General features: G+C 48.1%; 12 protein-coding genes. 7 read left to right on the top strand and 5 right to left on the bottom strand.

Features of this window, described 5'->3' with window-relative positions:
- The first annotated feature begins 2 nt into the window (after positions 1-2).
- Together ACN083_RS04450 and ACN083_RS04445 are read left to right on the top strand one after the other, a co-directional pair.
- Positions 3-476, top strand: coding sequence for an OsmC family protein (locus ACN083_RS04450; protein ID WP_419101613.1), 474 nt, complete (start codon positions 3-5; stop codon positions 474-476).
- A gap of 243 nt (positions 477-719) precedes the next feature.
- Entirely contained in the window at positions 720-2,198 is a 1,479-nt protein-coding gene (locus ACN083_RS04445; protein ID WP_419101612.1) for an amino acid permease, read from the top strand.
- A 66-nt stretch (positions 2,199-2,264) separates the two neighbouring features.
- On the opposite strand, the gene ACN083_RS04440 is transcribed toward ACN083_RS04445, so the two are convergent.
- Complete coding sequence (locus tag ACN083_RS04440) at positions 2,265-3,890, bottom strand: cation:proton antiporter (protein ID WP_419101611.1); 1,626 nt, start codon at positions 3,888-3,890, stop codon at positions 2,265-2,267.
- Between the two features lie 23 nt (positions 3,891-3,913).
- Complete coding sequence (locus ACN083_RS04435; RefSeq protein WP_419101610.1) at positions 3,914-5,251, bottom strand: DUF2252 domain-containing protein; 1,338 nt, start codon at positions 5,249-5,251, stop codon at positions 3,914-3,916.
- Positions 5,252-5,478: 227 nt separating this feature from the next.
- Between ACN083_RS04435 and ACN083_RS04430 the strand changes: the two genes are divergently transcribed.
- Positions 5,479-6,093: a thymidine kinase gene (locus tag ACN083_RS04430; protein ID WP_419101609.1), complete on the top strand. Its 615-nt coding sequence runs from the start codon at positions 5,479-5,481 to the stop codon at positions 6,091-6,093.
- A gap of 66 nt (positions 6,094-6,159) precedes the next feature.
- Here the strand turns inward: ACN083_RS04430 and ACN083_RS04425 are convergent, their stop codons facing one another.
- Positions 6,160-8,379, bottom strand: a complete 2,220-nt coding sequence (locus ACN083_RS04425; protein ID WP_419101608.1) for an NADP-dependent isocitrate dehydrogenase — start codon at positions 8,377-8,379, stop codon at positions 6,160-6,162.
- Between the two features lie 155 nt (positions 8,380-8,534).
- Here ACN083_RS04425 and ACN083_RS04420 point away from each other — a divergent pair, with 155 nt between their 5' ends.
- A complete protein-coding gene (locus ACN083_RS04420) occupies positions 8,535-8,990 on the top strand; it encodes an NUDIX hydrolase (RefSeq protein ID WP_419101607.1) in 456 nt (151 codons plus the stop codon).
- Here the strand turns inward: ACN083_RS04420 and ACN083_RS04415 are convergent.
- Positions 8,958-9,395, bottom strand: a complete 438-nt coding sequence (locus tag ACN083_RS04415) for a hypothetical protein (protein ID WP_419101606.1) — start codon at positions 9,393-9,395, stop codon at positions 8,958-8,960. The two genes, ACN083_RS04420 and ACN083_RS04415, sit on opposite strands and share 33 nt — an antisense overlap.
- A 55-nt stretch (positions 9,396-9,450) precedes the next feature.
- Here ACN083_RS04415 and ACN083_RS04410 point away from each other — a divergent pair, with 55 nt between their 5' ends.
- The gene (locus ACN083_RS04410; RefSeq protein WP_419101605.1) at positions 9,451-10,119 is read left to right on the top strand and encodes a pyroglutamyl-peptidase I; all 669 of its coding nucleotides are present in this window, start codon (positions 9,451-9,453) and stop codon (positions 10,117-10,119) included.
- 128 nt (positions 10,120-10,247) lie between these two features.
- Here the strand turns inward: ACN083_RS04410 and pgi are convergent, their stop codons facing one another.
- Entirely contained in the window at positions 10,248-11,927 is a 1,680-nt protein-coding gene (gene pgi / locus ACN083_RS04405) for a glucose-6-phosphate isomerase (RefSeq protein WP_419101604.1), read from the bottom strand.
- A gap of 259 nt (positions 11,928-12,186) precedes the next feature.
- Here pgi and ACN083_RS04400 point away from each other — a divergent pair, with 259 nt between their 5' ends.
- Both ACN083_RS04400 and typA read left to right on the top strand, forming a co-directional pair.
- The gene (locus tag ACN083_RS04400) at positions 12,187-14,184 is read left to right on the top strand and encodes a BCCT family transporter (protein WP_419101603.1); all 1,998 of its coding nucleotides are present in this window, start codon (positions 12,187-12,189) and stop codon (positions 14,182-14,184) included.
- Between the two features lie 269 nt (positions 14,185-14,453).
- On the top strand, positions 14,454-16,361 hold the full coding sequence (gene typA, locus ACN083_RS04395) for a translational GTPase TypA (protein ID WP_419101602.1): 1,908 nt from the start codon (positions 14,454-14,456) through the stop codon (positions 16,359-16,361).
- Positions 16,362-16,485 lie beyond the last annotated feature (124 nt).

Raw genomic sequence — 16,485 nt, 5'->3', positions numbered from 1 at the left:
AAATGAGTGAACAAGAAAATACTAAAACTGATATTCCTACTCGTGAGATGGACCCAAACTATCGTAGTGTGCAGGTTGAACGCTTAGGGGTTTCTCACTACCGTGTAACTAATGCTCAGGGGTCGACTCTTGATTTCGGTCGAGGGGAGGGGCTACTTAGCCCCGTGGACTTGCTATTAGCTGCTATTGCCGGATGTGCGTCCATTGATGTTGATGTGGTGACTTCTCGACACACCGAACCAGAGGTTTTTAAAGTTACTCCTTCTGCCTTGCGTATTGAAGAAAACGGTGCGGTTCGTCTTGACGATGTTCAGGTAGCTTTTGACCTTGCTTTTCCCGAAGACCAAGGTGGCAAGAAAGCTGCTTCCTTGATTGAACGACTTTTACAGCTATCTCATGAGAAAGATTGCACGGTCTCTCGTACTGTTCAGCACGAGACTTCAGTGAAATTTCTGCGCACAGATACTCCATCATAAGTGGGGTTTCAATCTTTTAGGTGTTAGATGAAGAACCGGCAGTGTGTTACACACTGCCGGTTCTTTTTTGTGGTGTGTGAAAGCTTTTTTATGGTTTTCTATGGGTTTCGTGCTGAGGATTACGCAAATATACCCCTGTTTTTAAAGACCATAACTGGTAATCTGAAAAATAACTTAAGGTACATAAGATTTTCTTATGTACCTTTGATGTACATTTCCCCTCACAACGTTAAAGGCAAAACTATGTCCGAAACCAAACACGAGTTGCCCACCTCAGAAAAGCAACTCAAACGTGGCCTACAAAGCCGCCACATGCAAATGATCGCCATCGGCGGCGCTATCGGAACCGGACTATTCGTAGCCTCCGGCGAAACCATCGCCACCGCAGGCCCCGGCGGCGCTATCGTCGCCTACTCACTTATCGGACTCATGGTATTGCTCCTCATGCAATCTCTCGGCGAAATGTCCGCACACCTACCAGTACCAGGCTCTTTCCAAACCTACGCCGCACGCTTCGTCTCACCATCTTTCGGCTTCGCAATGGGATGGAACTACTGGTTCAACTGGGCCATCACCGTCGCAGCAGAACTCGTCGCAGCCGGTATCGTCATGAACTTCTGGCTACCAGGAGTACCAGGATGGGTCTGGGCAGCAACCTTCCTCATCCTACTAACCGCCCTTAACGCACTCTCCTCCCGAGCTTACGGAGAAGGGGAATTCTGGTTAGCAACCATCAAAGTCATTACCGTCATCGTCTTCCTCATTGCCGGCGTTGCCATGATTTTCGGAATTATCGGAGGGACCTCCCCAGGATTCCATAACTGGACAAACGGAGAAGCACCCTTCGTCGGCGGATGGCTCTCCATCATCTCCATCTTCATGGTCGCAGGATTCTCCTTCCAAGGCACCGAGATGGTTGGCGTCGCAGCAGGAGAAGCAGAGAACCCCAGCCGAGACGTCCCCAAAGCCATTAAATCTGTTTTTTGGCGTATCATGCTGTTCTACATCGGCGCGATTATCGTCATCGGATTCCTCATCTCCTACACCGACCCCAACCTCCTCCGCACTGACGCAACAGACATCGCATACTCACCATTCACCCTTGTCTTCGAACGTACCGGCATTGCCTTTGCAGCAGGACTCATGAACGCTGTAATCCTCACCGCTGTTCTCTCCGCCGGCAACTCAGGACTCTACGTCTCCTCACGCATGCTCTACGCACTTGCCATCGAGAAAAAAGCCCCTCAAATCTTCGCAAAGGTCAACAGCCGTGGTGTACCAATGCCCGCTCTGCTAGCCACCGCCGCCGTTGGAATCTTCGGATTCCTCACCGCTATTATCGGTGAAGGCTCCGCCTACACCTGGCTTATTAACATCTCAGGCCTCTCCGGATTCATTTGCTGGGTCGGTATTGCTATCAGCCACTACCGTTTCCGCCGTGCCTACATTGCACAGGGAAAAGACCTCTCCGACCTTCCCTACACCGCTCCGCTGTTCCCACTAGGTCCTATCGTCGCTTTCGTCATGTGCGTTATCGTTATCCTCGGACAAAACTACCAAGCAGTATTCAACGGACAGCTCCTTGAAGTAACCAGCGCATATATCGGTTTGCCAATCTTTATTGCCGTCTGGCTCATCCACAAAATGGTCACTAAATCTACCATGATTCCGCTAGAAGATGTCGACGTATCCGGCCTACGCGTAGACAAAAGAAAACACTAATACCCTCTAAAATAGAGAAAAGTCCTGGACAGCATTTGCTGACCAGGACTTTTCTATTATCTCAAACTAGCTCTCTGAAGATGCTGTTGTGATAGAACCCGTACGCGGGTGGAACTTCTCAATAAAAGACTTATAACCAGCTTCTGCAAGAGTAGAACCTGCACCGTCATAAAGATTCACCACAGTATCAGCCCCCAACTCTTTAAGCTCTTTAATCTCATCAGCATATTGAGACACCGCCACAAAAGCACAATGAGAGTGAGCCTCAATCGCATGACGCATCGCATCAACGTTCGTACCATGAACCGGCATCGCAAGAATCACAAGATGTACCTGTGGGTTATCCGTAACGCGCTCCCAAAACTTCTCATCGGTTGCATCAGCCTCAATCACGTTATAGCCCTGCTCTGCAAGGGCACTCACTCGAAGCTCCGATGTATCAACCCCAGCAACTGGCAATTGATAGTTCTGAACTAAATCATCGTAGGTCGCACGACCAATCTTGCCCATACCAAAAATAACAGCTTGAACATCACCCAACTCAACGGGGCGCTCTTCAGGATGGCGTCGATGAACAGGCACCGGCGGAACCAACGCCGCAAGACGAGACGGCAACGAAGAACCACGCATATTTAATATAGTTCCGAGAACAAAACTCAACGATACTGCTAACGAGAAAGTAATAGTCCAGGAAGAATCAAGCAAACCAGCACTAGTGCTCATCGCAATCACAATAATGCAGAACTCACTAAAATTAGTCAGCGTCAACGACGTCAACACCGAAGTACGAGGAGAAAGACCCGCCCACCGCAAAATTGCTGTATATGCCACGGTGTTGATAGGGAGCAAGAATAACAGCAAGAACGCAAATAATGACTGGCTCAACGACGGTACACCGGCAAGTCCGGTGGAGACAAAGAAACCAACAAGCATGAGCTCTTTCAACGAGAACAGAATACGTGAAAGCTCATTAGACTTCGGGTGAGAGGCAACCAGCATGCCCATCACAAGAGCACCTAAATCACCTTTGACACCAACCATGTCAAAAAGCCAATAACCTGGAACAAAAGCAAGAACAATGCCATACAGAACGAGCAACTCACCATGCCCCATCTGCGCAAGACCTTTTTTGAAAAGCCACGAAGCAGGAACTAAGAAAACTAGTCCTAAAGCCCACCACGTCGGTGAATGCTCACCAGAAACAGCCACAAATAATACTGCAAAAAGATCCTGAACAACGAGGATACCTAATGCCGTGCGCCCATATAAAGAACGCGTTTCAGAACGTTCTTCAAGAGTCTTTGCAACAAGGACTGTAGAGCTAAAAGAGAGCGCAAAACCTAAAATAGCTGCTTGCTCTAGAGGGATTACTTCATGAACACCTAACCCTAGAGCGGTCAGAAAAAGAATAAAAGATGCCCCACACCCCGTGGTAATGACAAGATGAACAGCGCTAGTGAGCCAAACTTCAGTTCTAAAAAGTAAACGAGGGTCTAGCTTCAAACCAATCGTGAAGAGCATGAGAGTCACACCCAGATCACCAAGTTTCGAGATGGCCTCTACTGGTTCGTACCCTAGAATGTTCAGAATAATTCCGCTCAATAAAAAACCGAGCATCGGGGGAAGTCTTAGGAATTTAGCTCCTACTCCACAAAGGACAGGAAGAACAAGGTAGGGAACAAAATCGCTCATGGGCGGCTCCTTATATTTAGGGGTTAGAGTGCATATTGAATAGGTAATTTTCCGTCCTCAACTGCGCTGTGCAAACGGCGAAAATCTTGGGTGCAAATCTGTGCATAGGAATGGGCGAAACGCCCCATATGCACATCAAATATTTTATCGGCCTCACAATATACCGCGATATCGTCAATATGGCGTGACTGCGCATGTGCTCGCGCCAGAAGCGATGCGCACACTTTCGCTGTCTGTTTAAGACCTTCAGCGTCTAATGCAGAAATATTGATAGAGCCCTTCATATCTCTGAACTGACGCACATAATAATCGGTGGTTGTTCCTTGTCGAGTCGGAACATCAGTAATCCACCCGAGGAACGCATCTGACTGTGATTGCATTACTCGCTGTCCGGCGACAACACGGAAGCCATTACCCATGGGGCGGTCAGGAAAGCCTAGAGATTCCGAAGTCTGCTCAATTTTTCCGTAAGTGTGCAACACCGTATCTTGTGCTTCTTTCACTTGAATGAAGAGGGGATTACCAAGCTGGTCTTGAAGAAGTGTGATGAAGCAACGTGTTCCAACAGAACCAACACCTACAACGCGAAGAACGTGGTCTTTCATACGGAAGTTTCTGAGCAGATAACGGATATCTGGGCGAGCAGAATAAAGGTACTGTTGCCATAACTCGCGCATGGACTCAAGGCTCATCTCATCGGTGTGTAAGGTGAGTGGTGGCTGATCAACAATGCGGATATTGCCGTGGTCATCTGTGACAGTGAATTTATGAAGCGCCTGCTCTGAATTACGGTTACGTGCTTTGCGCTCAAATTTATTAAAGATTGGTTGATATTCTTCTTTAATCAGTTCTTCAAGATTATCGGTGTTAACACGCTCATAGTATCGGTCTAATGCGCTTTGCTGATTCATCCGTAAAATGGTTCGTCGATAATATTTAGAAGTTTTTTCAGCGAGAGTTGTTGCTGTTTGTTCGTTTTCACCGTTATCTATAGCTGCTAGGTACACTGATGTTGCTAATCTTTTGAGGTCCCATTCGAAGGGGCCTCGACCTGCTTCATCAAAATCGTTGAGGTCAAAGAGCAAATTACGTTCGGGAGAAGCGAAATACCCGAAATTTCCAATATGTGCGTCTCCACAGATTAAGGGGAAAACCCCCGAGTTGGGGCGGGTTGCCAAATCTGCCGCCATAGGTCCTGCCGTGCCACGATAATACGCAAAAGGAGACTCCGACATACGCCCGATGCGTACCGGAACAAGCTCTGTTAAACGGGACTTGTTCTGCTCCATAATAATGTCTAGAGGGTCAGTCTCTCTAGCAGGGGGTGCCAACAACGCTTCAACGTCGCTAGTAGAAATCATCTGAACACCTCTAGTCTGTTCTTTTAGCTCGGGATTACGGATAGCTCACATATAAGTATAGTTGCCCTCTGCTCATCTTGGTGTGGTGTCGTAGGTGCTTGCTGTGTAGTCTCCGGCGAAGAACAGCATTGAGCTTATATACCAACGGTCTAAGAGGCTGGGTCTTTGATGTGTTCAAATACCCGTTAGAATAAGTGAGGCATAATTCTAAAAGAACGAGAGATGAGATGGCAAAGCTATATTTTCGCTACGGTGCAATGAACTCTGGAAAATCTACTGCACTATTGCAAGCTGCCTATAACTACGAAGAACGAGGACAGAAAGTTCTCCTAGCCAAACCACAAGTTGATACTAAAGGCGACCAAAAAATTCTCTCTCGTTTAGGTGTTAGCCGTGAAGTAGATTTTCTTATCGGAATGGAAGCAAACGTACGAGAACTCTTTACACAAACATGTTTAAAAACAGCAGATAACGGAGTGTCGCTTCCTATCTCTTGTCTCTTAGTAGACGAAGCGCAATTTCTGACCAGCACACAAGTTGACGATTTAATGCGGATTGCTGTGCTCGATGATATTCCGGTCATGTGCTACGGAATCCGTACAGATTTTCAAACAAAAGCATTTTCTGGCTCAGCACGATTATTAGAGATAGCGCATACTCTTGAAGAGCTTAAGACTATTTGTCGTTGCGGACGCAAAGCACTCTTCAACGGCCGTACCGTTGATGGAAAGTTTATTTTTTCTGGATCTCAAGTCGCTATTGATGGTGTGCACGTCGGGTATGAATCCTTATGTGCAAAATGCTATTTAGAAGAATCCCAGAACGTTTTATTGCCAGAATAAAGAAGAAACCGTTGCTACCTCGCATATATGGTGGTAGCAACGGTTTCTTGTATCGACAAAGAGCTTTTACATCAGGGTCTCAAGAACCTGATTGAACGTCGTCGAAGGACGCATGATAGTCTCTGCCTGCGACGAACGTGGACGATAATACCCACCTAGCTCAACAGAATGACCTTGTACTTGGAGAAGTTCCTCAACAATGGTGTCTTCATGCTGTTCTAGTTGTTGAGCAACAGGGGCAAAAATTTCTGCCAACTGTGTATCTTGCTGTTGCTGGGCAAGTTCTTGAGCCCAGAACAACGCCAGATAGAAGTGAGAACCACGGTTATCAAGTTCTCCTACACGACGTGATGGAGACTTATTCTCGGTCAGGAACGTTCCTGTTGCACGATCCAAAGTATCGGCAAGCACCTGAGCTTGAGCATTGCCGGTTGTTTTTGCCAGGTGTTCTAAAGATGCTGCCAACGCCAAGAACTCACCGAGAGAATCCCACCGTAGATGGTTCTCTTCTATGACCTGCTGAACATGCTTGGGAGCGGAACCACCGGCACCTGTCTCAAAGAGCCCACCGCCATTAATGAGTGGGACAATGGAGAGCATTTTTGCGCTGGTACCTAGCTCAAGGATAGGGAAGAGGTCCGTTAGATAGTCACGTAGAACGTTTCCTGTGACGGATATGGTGTCTTTCCCTTGACGAATACGATCCAGAGAAAATTGTGTTGCCTCTTGAGGAGACAAAATGTGAATCTCAAGACCTTCAGTATCGTGCTCTTTGAGATAGCGACGTACTTTTTGGGCTAGTGCACGGTCATGGGCGCGAGAATCGTCGAGCCAGAATACTGCGGGGGTCTGAGATTCACGGGCACGAGTAACTGCTAACTTGACCCAGTCTTGAACAGGGATGTCTTTGGTTTGGCATCCGCGCCAAATATCGCCAGCCTGAACATGGTGTTCCATGAGCGTTTCGCCCGCAGAATTGACGATACGCACAGTACCTTCTGACTCAATTTCAAAGGTTTTATCGTGAGAACCGTATTCTTCGGCCTTTTGCGCCATGAGCCCAACGTTAGGTACAGTTCCCATAGTTGTGGGGTCAAGCGCACCGTTTTTCTTGCAATCATCGATAACGACTTGATATACACCCGCGTAAGAAGAATCTGGTAGAACAGCAAGAGTGTCTTGCTCTTCTCCTCTAGCGTTCCACATATGACCAGAGGAGCGAATCATCGCAGGCATTGAAGCGTCAACAATAACGTCTGAAGGAACGTGAAGGTTGGTAATTCCTCGATCAGAATTGACCATCGCTAGGTCGGGGCCTTCAGCCAATCGGCGAGTAATCATGCGCATGATATCTTCGCGTGTTTGTTCAGATAACTGTTCGACACCGTCAAGAATAGCGCCTAAACCATTATTTCCGTTGAGCCCAAGACGTTTAAGTTCTTCTCCATACTTTTCAAAAAGTTCAGCAAAGAATGCTCGAACAACGTACCCAAAAATAATGGGGTCGGAGACCTTCATCATCGTAGCTTTAAGGTGGACGGAGAAGAGTACGTGATCTTTCTTTGCCTGTTCAATACTTTCTGCAAGGAACGTTTGAAGTGCTGCGACATCCATATACGTTCCATCGATAATTTCTCCTGCACGCACAGGAAGAGATTCTTTGAGAACAGTCACTTGACCTTCAGTATCGACGTGTTCGATACGCAGTGTGTCTTCTGCTTCCATAACGATAGACTGCTCATGGTCTCGGAAATCTCCAGCGCTCATTGTGGCAACTGAAGTTGCTGAATCTTGAGACCATGCTCCCATACGATGCGGATTTTTTCGTGCATAGTTTTTGACCGATAGTGGTGCACGGCGGTCAGAATTTCCTTCACGGAGAACAGGGTTTACTGCTGATCCTTTGACCTTGTCATACCGTGCTCGTATGTCGGCGTCTTCTGGGGTCTGCACTTCTTCGGGATAATCGGGAATATCGTATCCCTGAGATTGAAGCTCTTGGATAGCTGCTTTGAGCTGAGGCAATGATGCTGAGATATTAGGGAGCTTGATGATATTTGCTTCAGGGGTTTGTGCGAGTTCACCTAACTCGGTGAGCGCATCATCGACGCGCTGCTCTGGGGTGAGCCGTTCTGGGAATTGTGCAAGGATGCGTCCAGACAACGAGATGTCTCGCGTTTCGATGTTGATACCTGCTTGACGAGTATAGGCTTCAACAATGGGCTTGAAGGAGTAGGTCGCTAGAAGCGGTGCTTCGTCGGTGTGGGTGTAGATAATTTTGGACATGGGTTTCGTCTCCCGTGTGTGTTGTATACGGTTGTGCTGTATACAACAATACTCTAATGTGTCCTCTAGCACAGAGAACTAAGCGTGTATATGACTTTATCTCTTGAGAAAAAGCCATATCAGCTACCCAATCGTTACGAGGTATGCTAAGACTTATGACTTTTCCTCCACCCATTTACGTGAGTGCCGTCATCTTGATGAACCAGAACGGCGAAGTGTTAACAGTCCGCAAAAACGGAACCACCGGTTTTATGCTCCCTGGAGGAAAACCTGAACCTCACGAGAGCCCGGCACAAACTGCTCGCCGAGAAGTCTTTGAAGAGCTAGGTATCAACTGCGCAGAAGAAGACCTCACCTATTGTGGAACCTTCGAAGCTGAGGCTCTGAACGAACCTGGACGCACCGTAAGAGCAAAAGTTTTTCGATACCTGCCAATTATGTCGAGTGTCCCCGAGTCATCTTTCTTATTGAGAGCAGAAATTGTCCAAGCTCAATGGGTGAACCCTGCAGACACGCACTTAGAACATCAAGCACCCCTAAATACCGCTCATATCTTTCCGGCTCTGGTTGCTCAAGAACTACACTCTGCCATTGAAAAACCGTCTGAGTAAAGAAAGTGTTGGCATAATGTGGATGATAAACCAAGCTGGCGCACAATAAATCATCAGCATGTAGAGCACCCGAAAAAATGAGCCGACAACATCTGCCATTACCTGCGTATGCATCCACACGGTTAACATAAAAATTCCTAGCGTCGTACAACAAGACCACGCCATGCCCCACACGAACTCAGAGGTACTTGCTTGCCCCTCCCTCAGACTAAAGAAACGATAAAATCGAGTGACTGCTTGTACCGCAGAACAATGAGTTAAAGGCTGTGCTGGGGTTCGTTGTTCGCTATGCCGTTCTTCTTCATATGCGTCGCCATCAAGTAAAAGCGCTTCAGGAGTATCTTGTTCTAGCGTTTGATGATGTATGAGGTGATGGTCTGTGCGGGAAGAATGATGTTTGCGCATATCGATAGTCTAGGGGATAGTGGCTTTGACGAGACATTTGCCAAGGGAGGAAAGCATGAAAATACTTGTAACATACTTTGGGGCATTCCCCGGAGTTCCTGTCAACCCCACCGAACCGGTTGCACAGAAACTTCAGCAACGGTACAAACATCGGTTCTGTAGCGAACAGATACAATGTGTTATTCGTGAGTTGCCAGTAAGTTTTGCGAGGAGCTCTCAGCAGCTGATACAAATACTCGATGAAGAGAATCCCGACATCATTATTAGTTTAGGGGTTGCTGTTGGTCGTTCTTGTATCAGTATCGAACACGTGGCTATTAACTATGATGAGGCTCGTATTCCCGATAATGACGGAGACCAACGCCGACATCAACATATTCGAGCTGAAAGCGATACTGCTTATTTCGCAAGACTTCCCGTACCTTCTCTGATTGCTAGAATGCAAGAACTGTCATTGCCTGTTGAAGTATCGTATAGCGCCGGCACATACGTGTGTAACCACGTGATGTACGAACTATTGCACCATTATGCCCATACCCCAGATATTTATGCTGGATTTATTCATATACCAGCATTGACAGAGATAAGCTTTCAAGAATTCAGCGCCTCAGCAGAAACTGGGGGAGTAGAAGGAACAAAGAGTATCCCGACCCTTGACGAGTCACTTGTGGTAGACACTCTTGAAACGATACTTAATGAGCTAGTGCAATATCAGAAACGCTAAAATTCATCAGCTGATTCAACGGAGCGAAGATCGTCGTCTCAGTAACTGAGCATATTAAATAGAGGGTGGGGTGAACACACCGCACGGTGTGTTCACCCCACCCTTTTGAGATGTATCTTGTACGTTACTTAGACCGTACGATTCTTGAGATAGAACTGAATGAGACCTTGAGTTGAAGAATCCTGTTGTGCAAGAACGTCGCTATCTCCACCAACAGCTGGAGCAAGTTGTAACGCAAGTTCTTTACCTAGCTCAACACCCCACTGGTCGAAGGAGTCAATACCCCATACAATGCCTTGAACAAAGGTGATGTGCTCATAGAGAGCGATGAGCTGTCCAAGGACAGAAGGGGTTAGGCGTGAAGCCATGATAGAGGTCGTCGGGCGGTTGCCTGTAAAGACGCGGGCAGGAACAATTTCTTCTGCCGTTCCTTCTGCGCGAACCTCTTCTGCCGTTTTACCAAATGCCAGCGCTTTAGTCTGTGCGAAGAAGTTTGCAAGGAACAGTTCGTGAACGTCTTGCTCACCGTCACGGGTTGGGTGAATGGGGTTTGCAAAAGCAATAAAATCTGCGGGGATAATTCGAGTGCCCTGGTGGATGAGCTGGTAGAAGGCGTGTTGCCCGTTAGTGCCTGGTTCTCCCCAGAAAACCTCGCCGGTGTTGTAGATAACGGGCTTTCCGTCTGCTGTGACGCCCTTACCGTTAGATTCCATGGTCAGCTGTTGTAGGTATGCAGGGAAGCGGTGCAAGTACTGGTCATAGGGGAGTACTGCGTGGGTTTCTGCTCCCAAGAAGTTAACGTTCCAGATGTTGAGTAATCCCATAAGTGCAGGAACGTTCTGAGAGAGTTCAATGGTGCGGAAATGCTCGTCAACAGCATGGAAGCCGGCAAGAAATTCTTCAAAGACCTGCGGTCCAAGGACGATGGCAAGACACGTTCCAATAGCAGAGTCTACGGAGTAACGTCCTCCCACCCAGTTCCAGAACCCAAAGGCATTTTCGGGGTCGATGCCGAAGGCTTCCACCTTGTCGAGAGCGGTGGAAACTGCTACGAAGTGGCGTGCTACGGCTTCGCGGTTTTCTTTTCCATCTAGCGCTCCGGTTGCTGCTAGTTTTTCAAGTAACCATTCGCGGCATACGCGCGCGTTGGTGAGTGTCTCGAGTGTTCCAAAAGTTTTGGAAGCGACAATAAATAAAGTGGTTTCAGGGTCGAGGTCGCGGACGGTCTCGGCGGCATCGGTGGGGTCAATGTTTGAGATGAAACGTGCTTTTAGCCCCTGTTGCGCATAAGACTTGAGGGCCTCATAGACCATGACGGGGCCAAGATCTGAACCGCCAATACCGATGTTGACGATAGTTTCAATGCGTTTTCCGGTGATGCCAACCCATTTTCCAGAGCGTACGCGCTCTGCGAAGGCATAAACTTTAGCGAGAACGTCGTGTACATCGTGGTCAACGTTTTGTTCATCGACGATGAGTTCTGGTGTTGCTCCCTGTGGGCGGCGTAGAGCTGTGTGGAGTACGGCGCGGTCTTCCGTGATATTGATATGTTCGCCTGCAAACATTGCGTCGCGGCGTTGTTCAAGCTGTACCTGTTGAGCTAGTTCTGTGAGTAGTTCGAGGGTTTGCTCGTTGATGAGGTTCTTGGAGAGATCTACGTGAAGGTCTGCCACGGTAAAGCTCAACTTGTCTGCGCGTTGAGGGTCTTGAGTGAACCAGCCACGGAGGTTGGGTTTGAGCTCTTGATGGTGACGTGTGAGGGCATCCCATGCTGTAGTTTGGGTGGGATTTACGATGTTGTTAGTCATAATTCTTATTTTCCTCTCTTGTGGGTGCTCTGCCTAGTTTTCACGGAAGAAAAACTCATTTAGTGACAGGGGACATAAATTTGACGGGTGCTTCGAGAAAAAATAATGAGCCTACTTAATAAATTATAAGTAATCTGATGATTTAGTAGATATTGATTCATATTTTCGATATGCTGGACGAGCTAGCCCTGTCCATACAGGGTTTTTTACTAACGAAAACATCACAGTTCGTAACCAGAGATATAAGGCAATAACACATATGGCTAAGACTGAAACTTCACTACCTGAGGGGGCTCCAGACTTACGTAAAGCAGACGTAAGCCAAGAAACCCGCGCCAATATGCGCGCCGGAAACCTCTCCGGTAAAGTATTCTGGCCCGCTGCCGTTATTATGGCGGTTTTTATCGGGTTCACCCTCCTCTTCCCTCAAAAAGCTAAAGGAATTTTTAACGCACTACAAAGCGACGTTATTAACTACTTCGGCTGGTACTACGTCGCAATCATTGCGTTCTTCGTGATTTTTGCGCTCTACCTCGGATTCTCCCGCATGGGCGACGTCAAACTCGGAAATGACGACGACGAACCTGAATATTCCTTTACCACCTGGTTTGCATTCCTCTTCGCCGCAGGCATGGGTATCGGCCTCGTATTCTACGGGGCAACAGAACCTCTCATGCACTACGTCACCCCACGTCCTGGCGTGAGCGGTAACGAACAACAAGTAGCTCAAGCAGCAATGAGCCAATCCTTCCTGCACTGGGGATTCCACCCCTGGGCTATCTACGTCATCGTAGGTTTGGCGATTGCATACTCTGCACACCGTCTCAAGCTGCCACTATCCATCCGCTACTCACTCAAACCCCTACTCGGTGATCGAGTCAAAGGCGGATGGGGCGACGTCATTGACATCGTTGCGCTCGTAGGAACTCTCTTCGGCGTCGCAACCTCACTAGGTCTCGGTGTCATGCAGATTGCTGCTGGCCTTGGTTACCTCAACATTCCTGCCGATAACGAGCTATGGCTTGTCGGAATCATTGTTGTATTGATGGGTATCACCCTTTTCTCTGTAGTGACTGGACTCGAAAAAGGTATGAAGCTCCTCTCCAACGGAAACCTTCTGCTTGCAGCTATCGTATGTATCTTCGTTTTGGTGGTTGGGCCAACAATTTTCTTGCTTCGCGAGTTTGTTGGATCCATTGGTAACTACCTCCAAAACATGGTGTCCATGACCTTCGACACCCTCGCCCTTTATGGCGACGAAGGGGAGAAATTCCAAGCTGCATGGACCACCTTCTATTGGGGCTGGTGGATTTCATGGTCACCTTTCGTGGGAATGTTCATCGCACGTGTGTCTAAAGGACGTTCCGTTCGTGAATTCGTCATGGGCGTCCTCATCGTTCCAGCACTGACATCCTTCTTCTGGTTCTCCGTCCTTGGTGGAACCGCTCTGCATCAGGAACTCTTTGAAAATAAGAGCCTCCTTGAAGCAGACGGAAGTGTATCTGCTCAGAACGCACTATTTAAGATGTTTGAGAACTTGCCAGCTGGTACTGCCTTAACCGTTGGTGCGGTCCTCTTGATTACGATTTTCTTCGTAACCTCAGCAGATTCTGGCGCACTTGTCTTAGGTATGCTCTCTACCAACGGTTCACCTGAACCTAAAACGTGGATTCGCGTCTTCTGGGTTCTTGTAGCAGCTGCTACCGCAATCGTCTTGATTCTGGTCGGTGGTACAGACTCGCTAACAGCAATTCAAACCATCGCAATCTTGACGGCATTACCGTTCTCTTTTGTGATTATCATGATGTGTATCTCGCTTTACAAAGCGTTGAGTTACGAACATCGACTCTTCGTCCGTGCTCAGCGTCGTAGCGCTCGAGAAGAAATCGCAGCAGAACTTCACGAACGTATTGGCGAAACCGTCGATGAAATGGTTGCTGAAGGCGTTGAAGCGCAAGTTGAAGCACACGTTGAAGCACATATGGAACAAGCTATTGAAAATGCTGTGGACCAGGCTCTTGACCAAGCTGTTGGACAAGCTGTTGACGCGAAGGTTGAAGCAGCTGTCGAAGAAGCGGTTGAAGAAGCCGTTGCTTCTGTCGTTGATGATGTGACGTTACAGGTCGAAGCAAATACTGCAGCTATCAAGAAGATTACTGATACGCAGGCTCTTCGCATGGTCACGGCTGAAGAAGTCGAAGCAGACCGCTCTGCTAAAACTTCTCGAAAGATGCCGTGGAACTCACGTAAAAAATAAGATGTAGCACTCCACACACGGTGCTCTTTGATGTGGGAGGCGGGTGTCCATCGTTTTCTGATGGACACCCGCCTCATAATTTTTAAACAAAACTATGAGCTAAATCTTTTAGGGAGTTTTATCACCGTAGAGGGCATCTGAGTATGAAGACGGGTATGATGTCACTAAGCCCTCTTTGCAGAGTGCTCATTTTTTGTGTGGGTACTACTAAATAACTTGTTCTTGAGTGGGCATCTTTTATTCCCTAGATTTAAGCGAGACTTATACGCATGTCTGAAAACACCGCTTCGCGCAGCGACCTGCGCAACGTAGCAATTGTGGCGCACGTTGACCACGGCAAAACTACTATCGTTGATGCAATGCTGAAGCAGACCAACGCATTCTCTGCACACGCTGACGTTGAAGACCGAGTGATGGACTCTGGTGACCTCGAAAAAGAAAAAGGCATCACCATTTTGGCAAAGAACACCACCGTGTTCTACGACGGCCCTTCTGCACAGGGCGAAAAAATTACCATTAACGTTATTGACACCCCCGGCCACGCTGACTTTGGCGGCGAAGTCGAACGCGGACTCTCCATGGTCGACGGTGTCGTTCTCTTGGTCGACGCTTCTGAAGGACCTCTTCCTCAGACTCGCTTCGTGCTACGTAAAGCACTAGCAGCAAAACTACCTGTTATTCTGGTAGTCAACAAAGTAGACCGTCCTGATGCGCGCATCGACGAAGTCGTCTCCGAATCAATGGACTTGCTTCTTGGCCTTGCCTCCGACCTCGCTGACGAAGTTCCCGACCTCGACGCAGATTCTTTGCTTGATGTACCCATCGTCTATGCCTCCGGTAAAGCTGGCGCTGCGTCAATGAACCAGCCAGCAGACGGCGCTCTTCCTGATAACGATGATCTTGAGCCTCTTTTTGAGACCATCATCAATCACGTTCCAGCACCAACGTACGACCCCAACGAAGTTCTTCAGGCACACGTAACCAACCTTGACTCATCACCCTTCTTGGGGCGTCTAGCATTGTTGCGTATCTTCAACGGACGTATCAAAAAAGGACAGACCGTTGCATGGGCACGTCAGGACGGACAGCTCAAGAACGTTCGCATTTCTGAACTTCTGGTCACTAAAGCACTCGAGCGCGTACCAGCAGAAGAAGCTGGACCTGGCGAAATTGTGGCAGTTGCCGGTATCGAAGACATCACCATCGGTGAAACCCTCACCGACCCTGATAACCCTAAAGCGCTCCCGCTCATCACTGTTGACGACCCAGCAATCTCGATGACTATCGGTATCAACACCTCTCCTCTTGCCGGTAAAGTCAAAGGTGCTAAAGTCACCGCACGTCAAGTTAAAGACCGTCTCGACAAAGAGCTTATCGGTAACGTTTCTTTGAAGGTTCTTCCTACTCAGCGTCCTGACGCCTGGGAAGTACAAGGTCGTGGTGAACTCGCGCTTGCTATTTTGGTGGAGCAGATGCGACGTGAAGGCTTCGAATTGACCGTCGGTAAACCTCAGGTTGTTACCAAGACCATTGACGGAAAATTGCATGAGCCAATGGAACACATGATTATTGACGTTCCAGAAGAATTCCTTGGCGCAGTAACTCAGCTGATGGCAGCACGTAAAGGCCGTATGGAGAACATGGCGAATAACGGCACCGGCTGGGTTCGTATGGAATTCTCTGTTCCCGCTCGTGGATTGATCGGTTTCCGTACCCAATTCTTGACTGAAACCCGCGGCGCAGGCATTTCTTCCTCCTACGCAACTGGCTATGAGCCTTGGGCTGGAGACATCGAATACCGTACCAACGGCTCGATGATTTCTGACCGTGCCGGTGTCGTAACACCTTATGCCATTATCAACCTTCAAGAACGAGGCACGATTTTCGTTGAGCCAACCTCCGAAGTCTATGAAGGCATGATTATCGGTGAGAATTCACGTGCCGACGATATGGAAGTGAACATCACCAAGGAGAAGAAGCTAACGAACATGCGTTCTTCTACTGCGGATAACTTCGAGAACATGACTCCGCCTAAGAAACTCACCCTCGAAGAGTCTCTTGAATGGGCACGTGAAGATGAGTGTGTGGAAGTTACTCCTGAAGCTATTCGCATTCGTAAAGTGATTCTTGACTCCAACGAACGTATTCGTGAATATCGTCGTCGTCACCGCGACTAATCGGTACAGTGTCGAGGATGGAGCTTCTGTGAATAAAGCAAAGCTCTAACACTTCATAAGTGAAGGGGTTACCATCGGTGGTGGTAGCCCCTTCACCATATATTTGTATATGCGAAATCTCGAT

Origin of the sequence: Rothia sp. CCM 9418 (assembly GCF_048512825.1) — a bacterium.
Classification (GTDB): Bacteria; Actinomycetota; Actinomycetes; order Actinomycetales; family Micrococcaceae; genus Rothia.
This window is presented reverse-complemented; position numbering and strand designations above follow the sequence as displayed.

Coding starts and splice junctions, on each gene's coding strand:
- ACN083_RS04450 (WP_419101613.1), top strand. CDS start 3: ATGAGTGAACAAGAAAATACTAAAACTGATATTCCTACTCGTGAGATG.
- ACN083_RS04445 (WP_419101612.1), top strand. CDS start 720: ATGTCCGAAACCAAACACGAGTTGCCCACCTCAGAAAAGCAACTCAAA.
- ACN083_RS04440 (WP_419101611.1), bottom strand. CDS start 3,890: ATGAGCGATTTTGTTCCCTACCTTGTTCTTCCTGTCCTTTGTGGAGTA.
- ACN083_RS04435 (WP_419101610.1), bottom strand. CDS start 5,251: ATGATTTCTACTAGCGACGTTGAAGCGTTGTTGGCACCCCCTGCTAGA.
- ACN083_RS04430 (WP_419101609.1), top strand. CDS start 5,479: ATGGCAAAGCTATATTTTCGCTACGGTGCAATGAACTCTGGAAAATCT.
- ACN083_RS04425 (WP_419101608.1), bottom strand. CDS start 8,379: ATGTCCAAAATTATCTACACCCACACCGACGAAGCACCGCTTCTAGCG.
- ACN083_RS04420 (WP_419101607.1), top strand. CDS start 8,535: ATGACTTTTCCTCCACCCATTTACGTGAGTGCCGTCATCTTGATGAAC.
- ACN083_RS04415 (WP_419101606.1), bottom strand. CDS start 9,395: ATGCGCAAACATCATTCTTCCCGCACAGACCATCACCTCATACATCAT.
- ACN083_RS04410 (WP_419101605.1), top strand. CDS start 9,451: ATGAAAATACTTGTAACATACTTTGGGGCATTCCCCGGAGTTCCTGTC.
- pgi (WP_419101604.1), bottom strand. CDS start 11,927: ATGACTAACAACATCGTAAATCCCACCCAAACTACAGCATGGGATGCC.
- ACN083_RS04400 (WP_419101603.1), top strand. CDS start 12,187: ATGGCTAAGACTGAAACTTCACTACCTGAGGGGGCTCCAGACTTACGT.
- typA (WP_419101602.1), top strand. CDS start 14,454: ATGTCTGAAAACACCGCTTCGCGCAGCGACCTGCGCAACGTAGCAATT.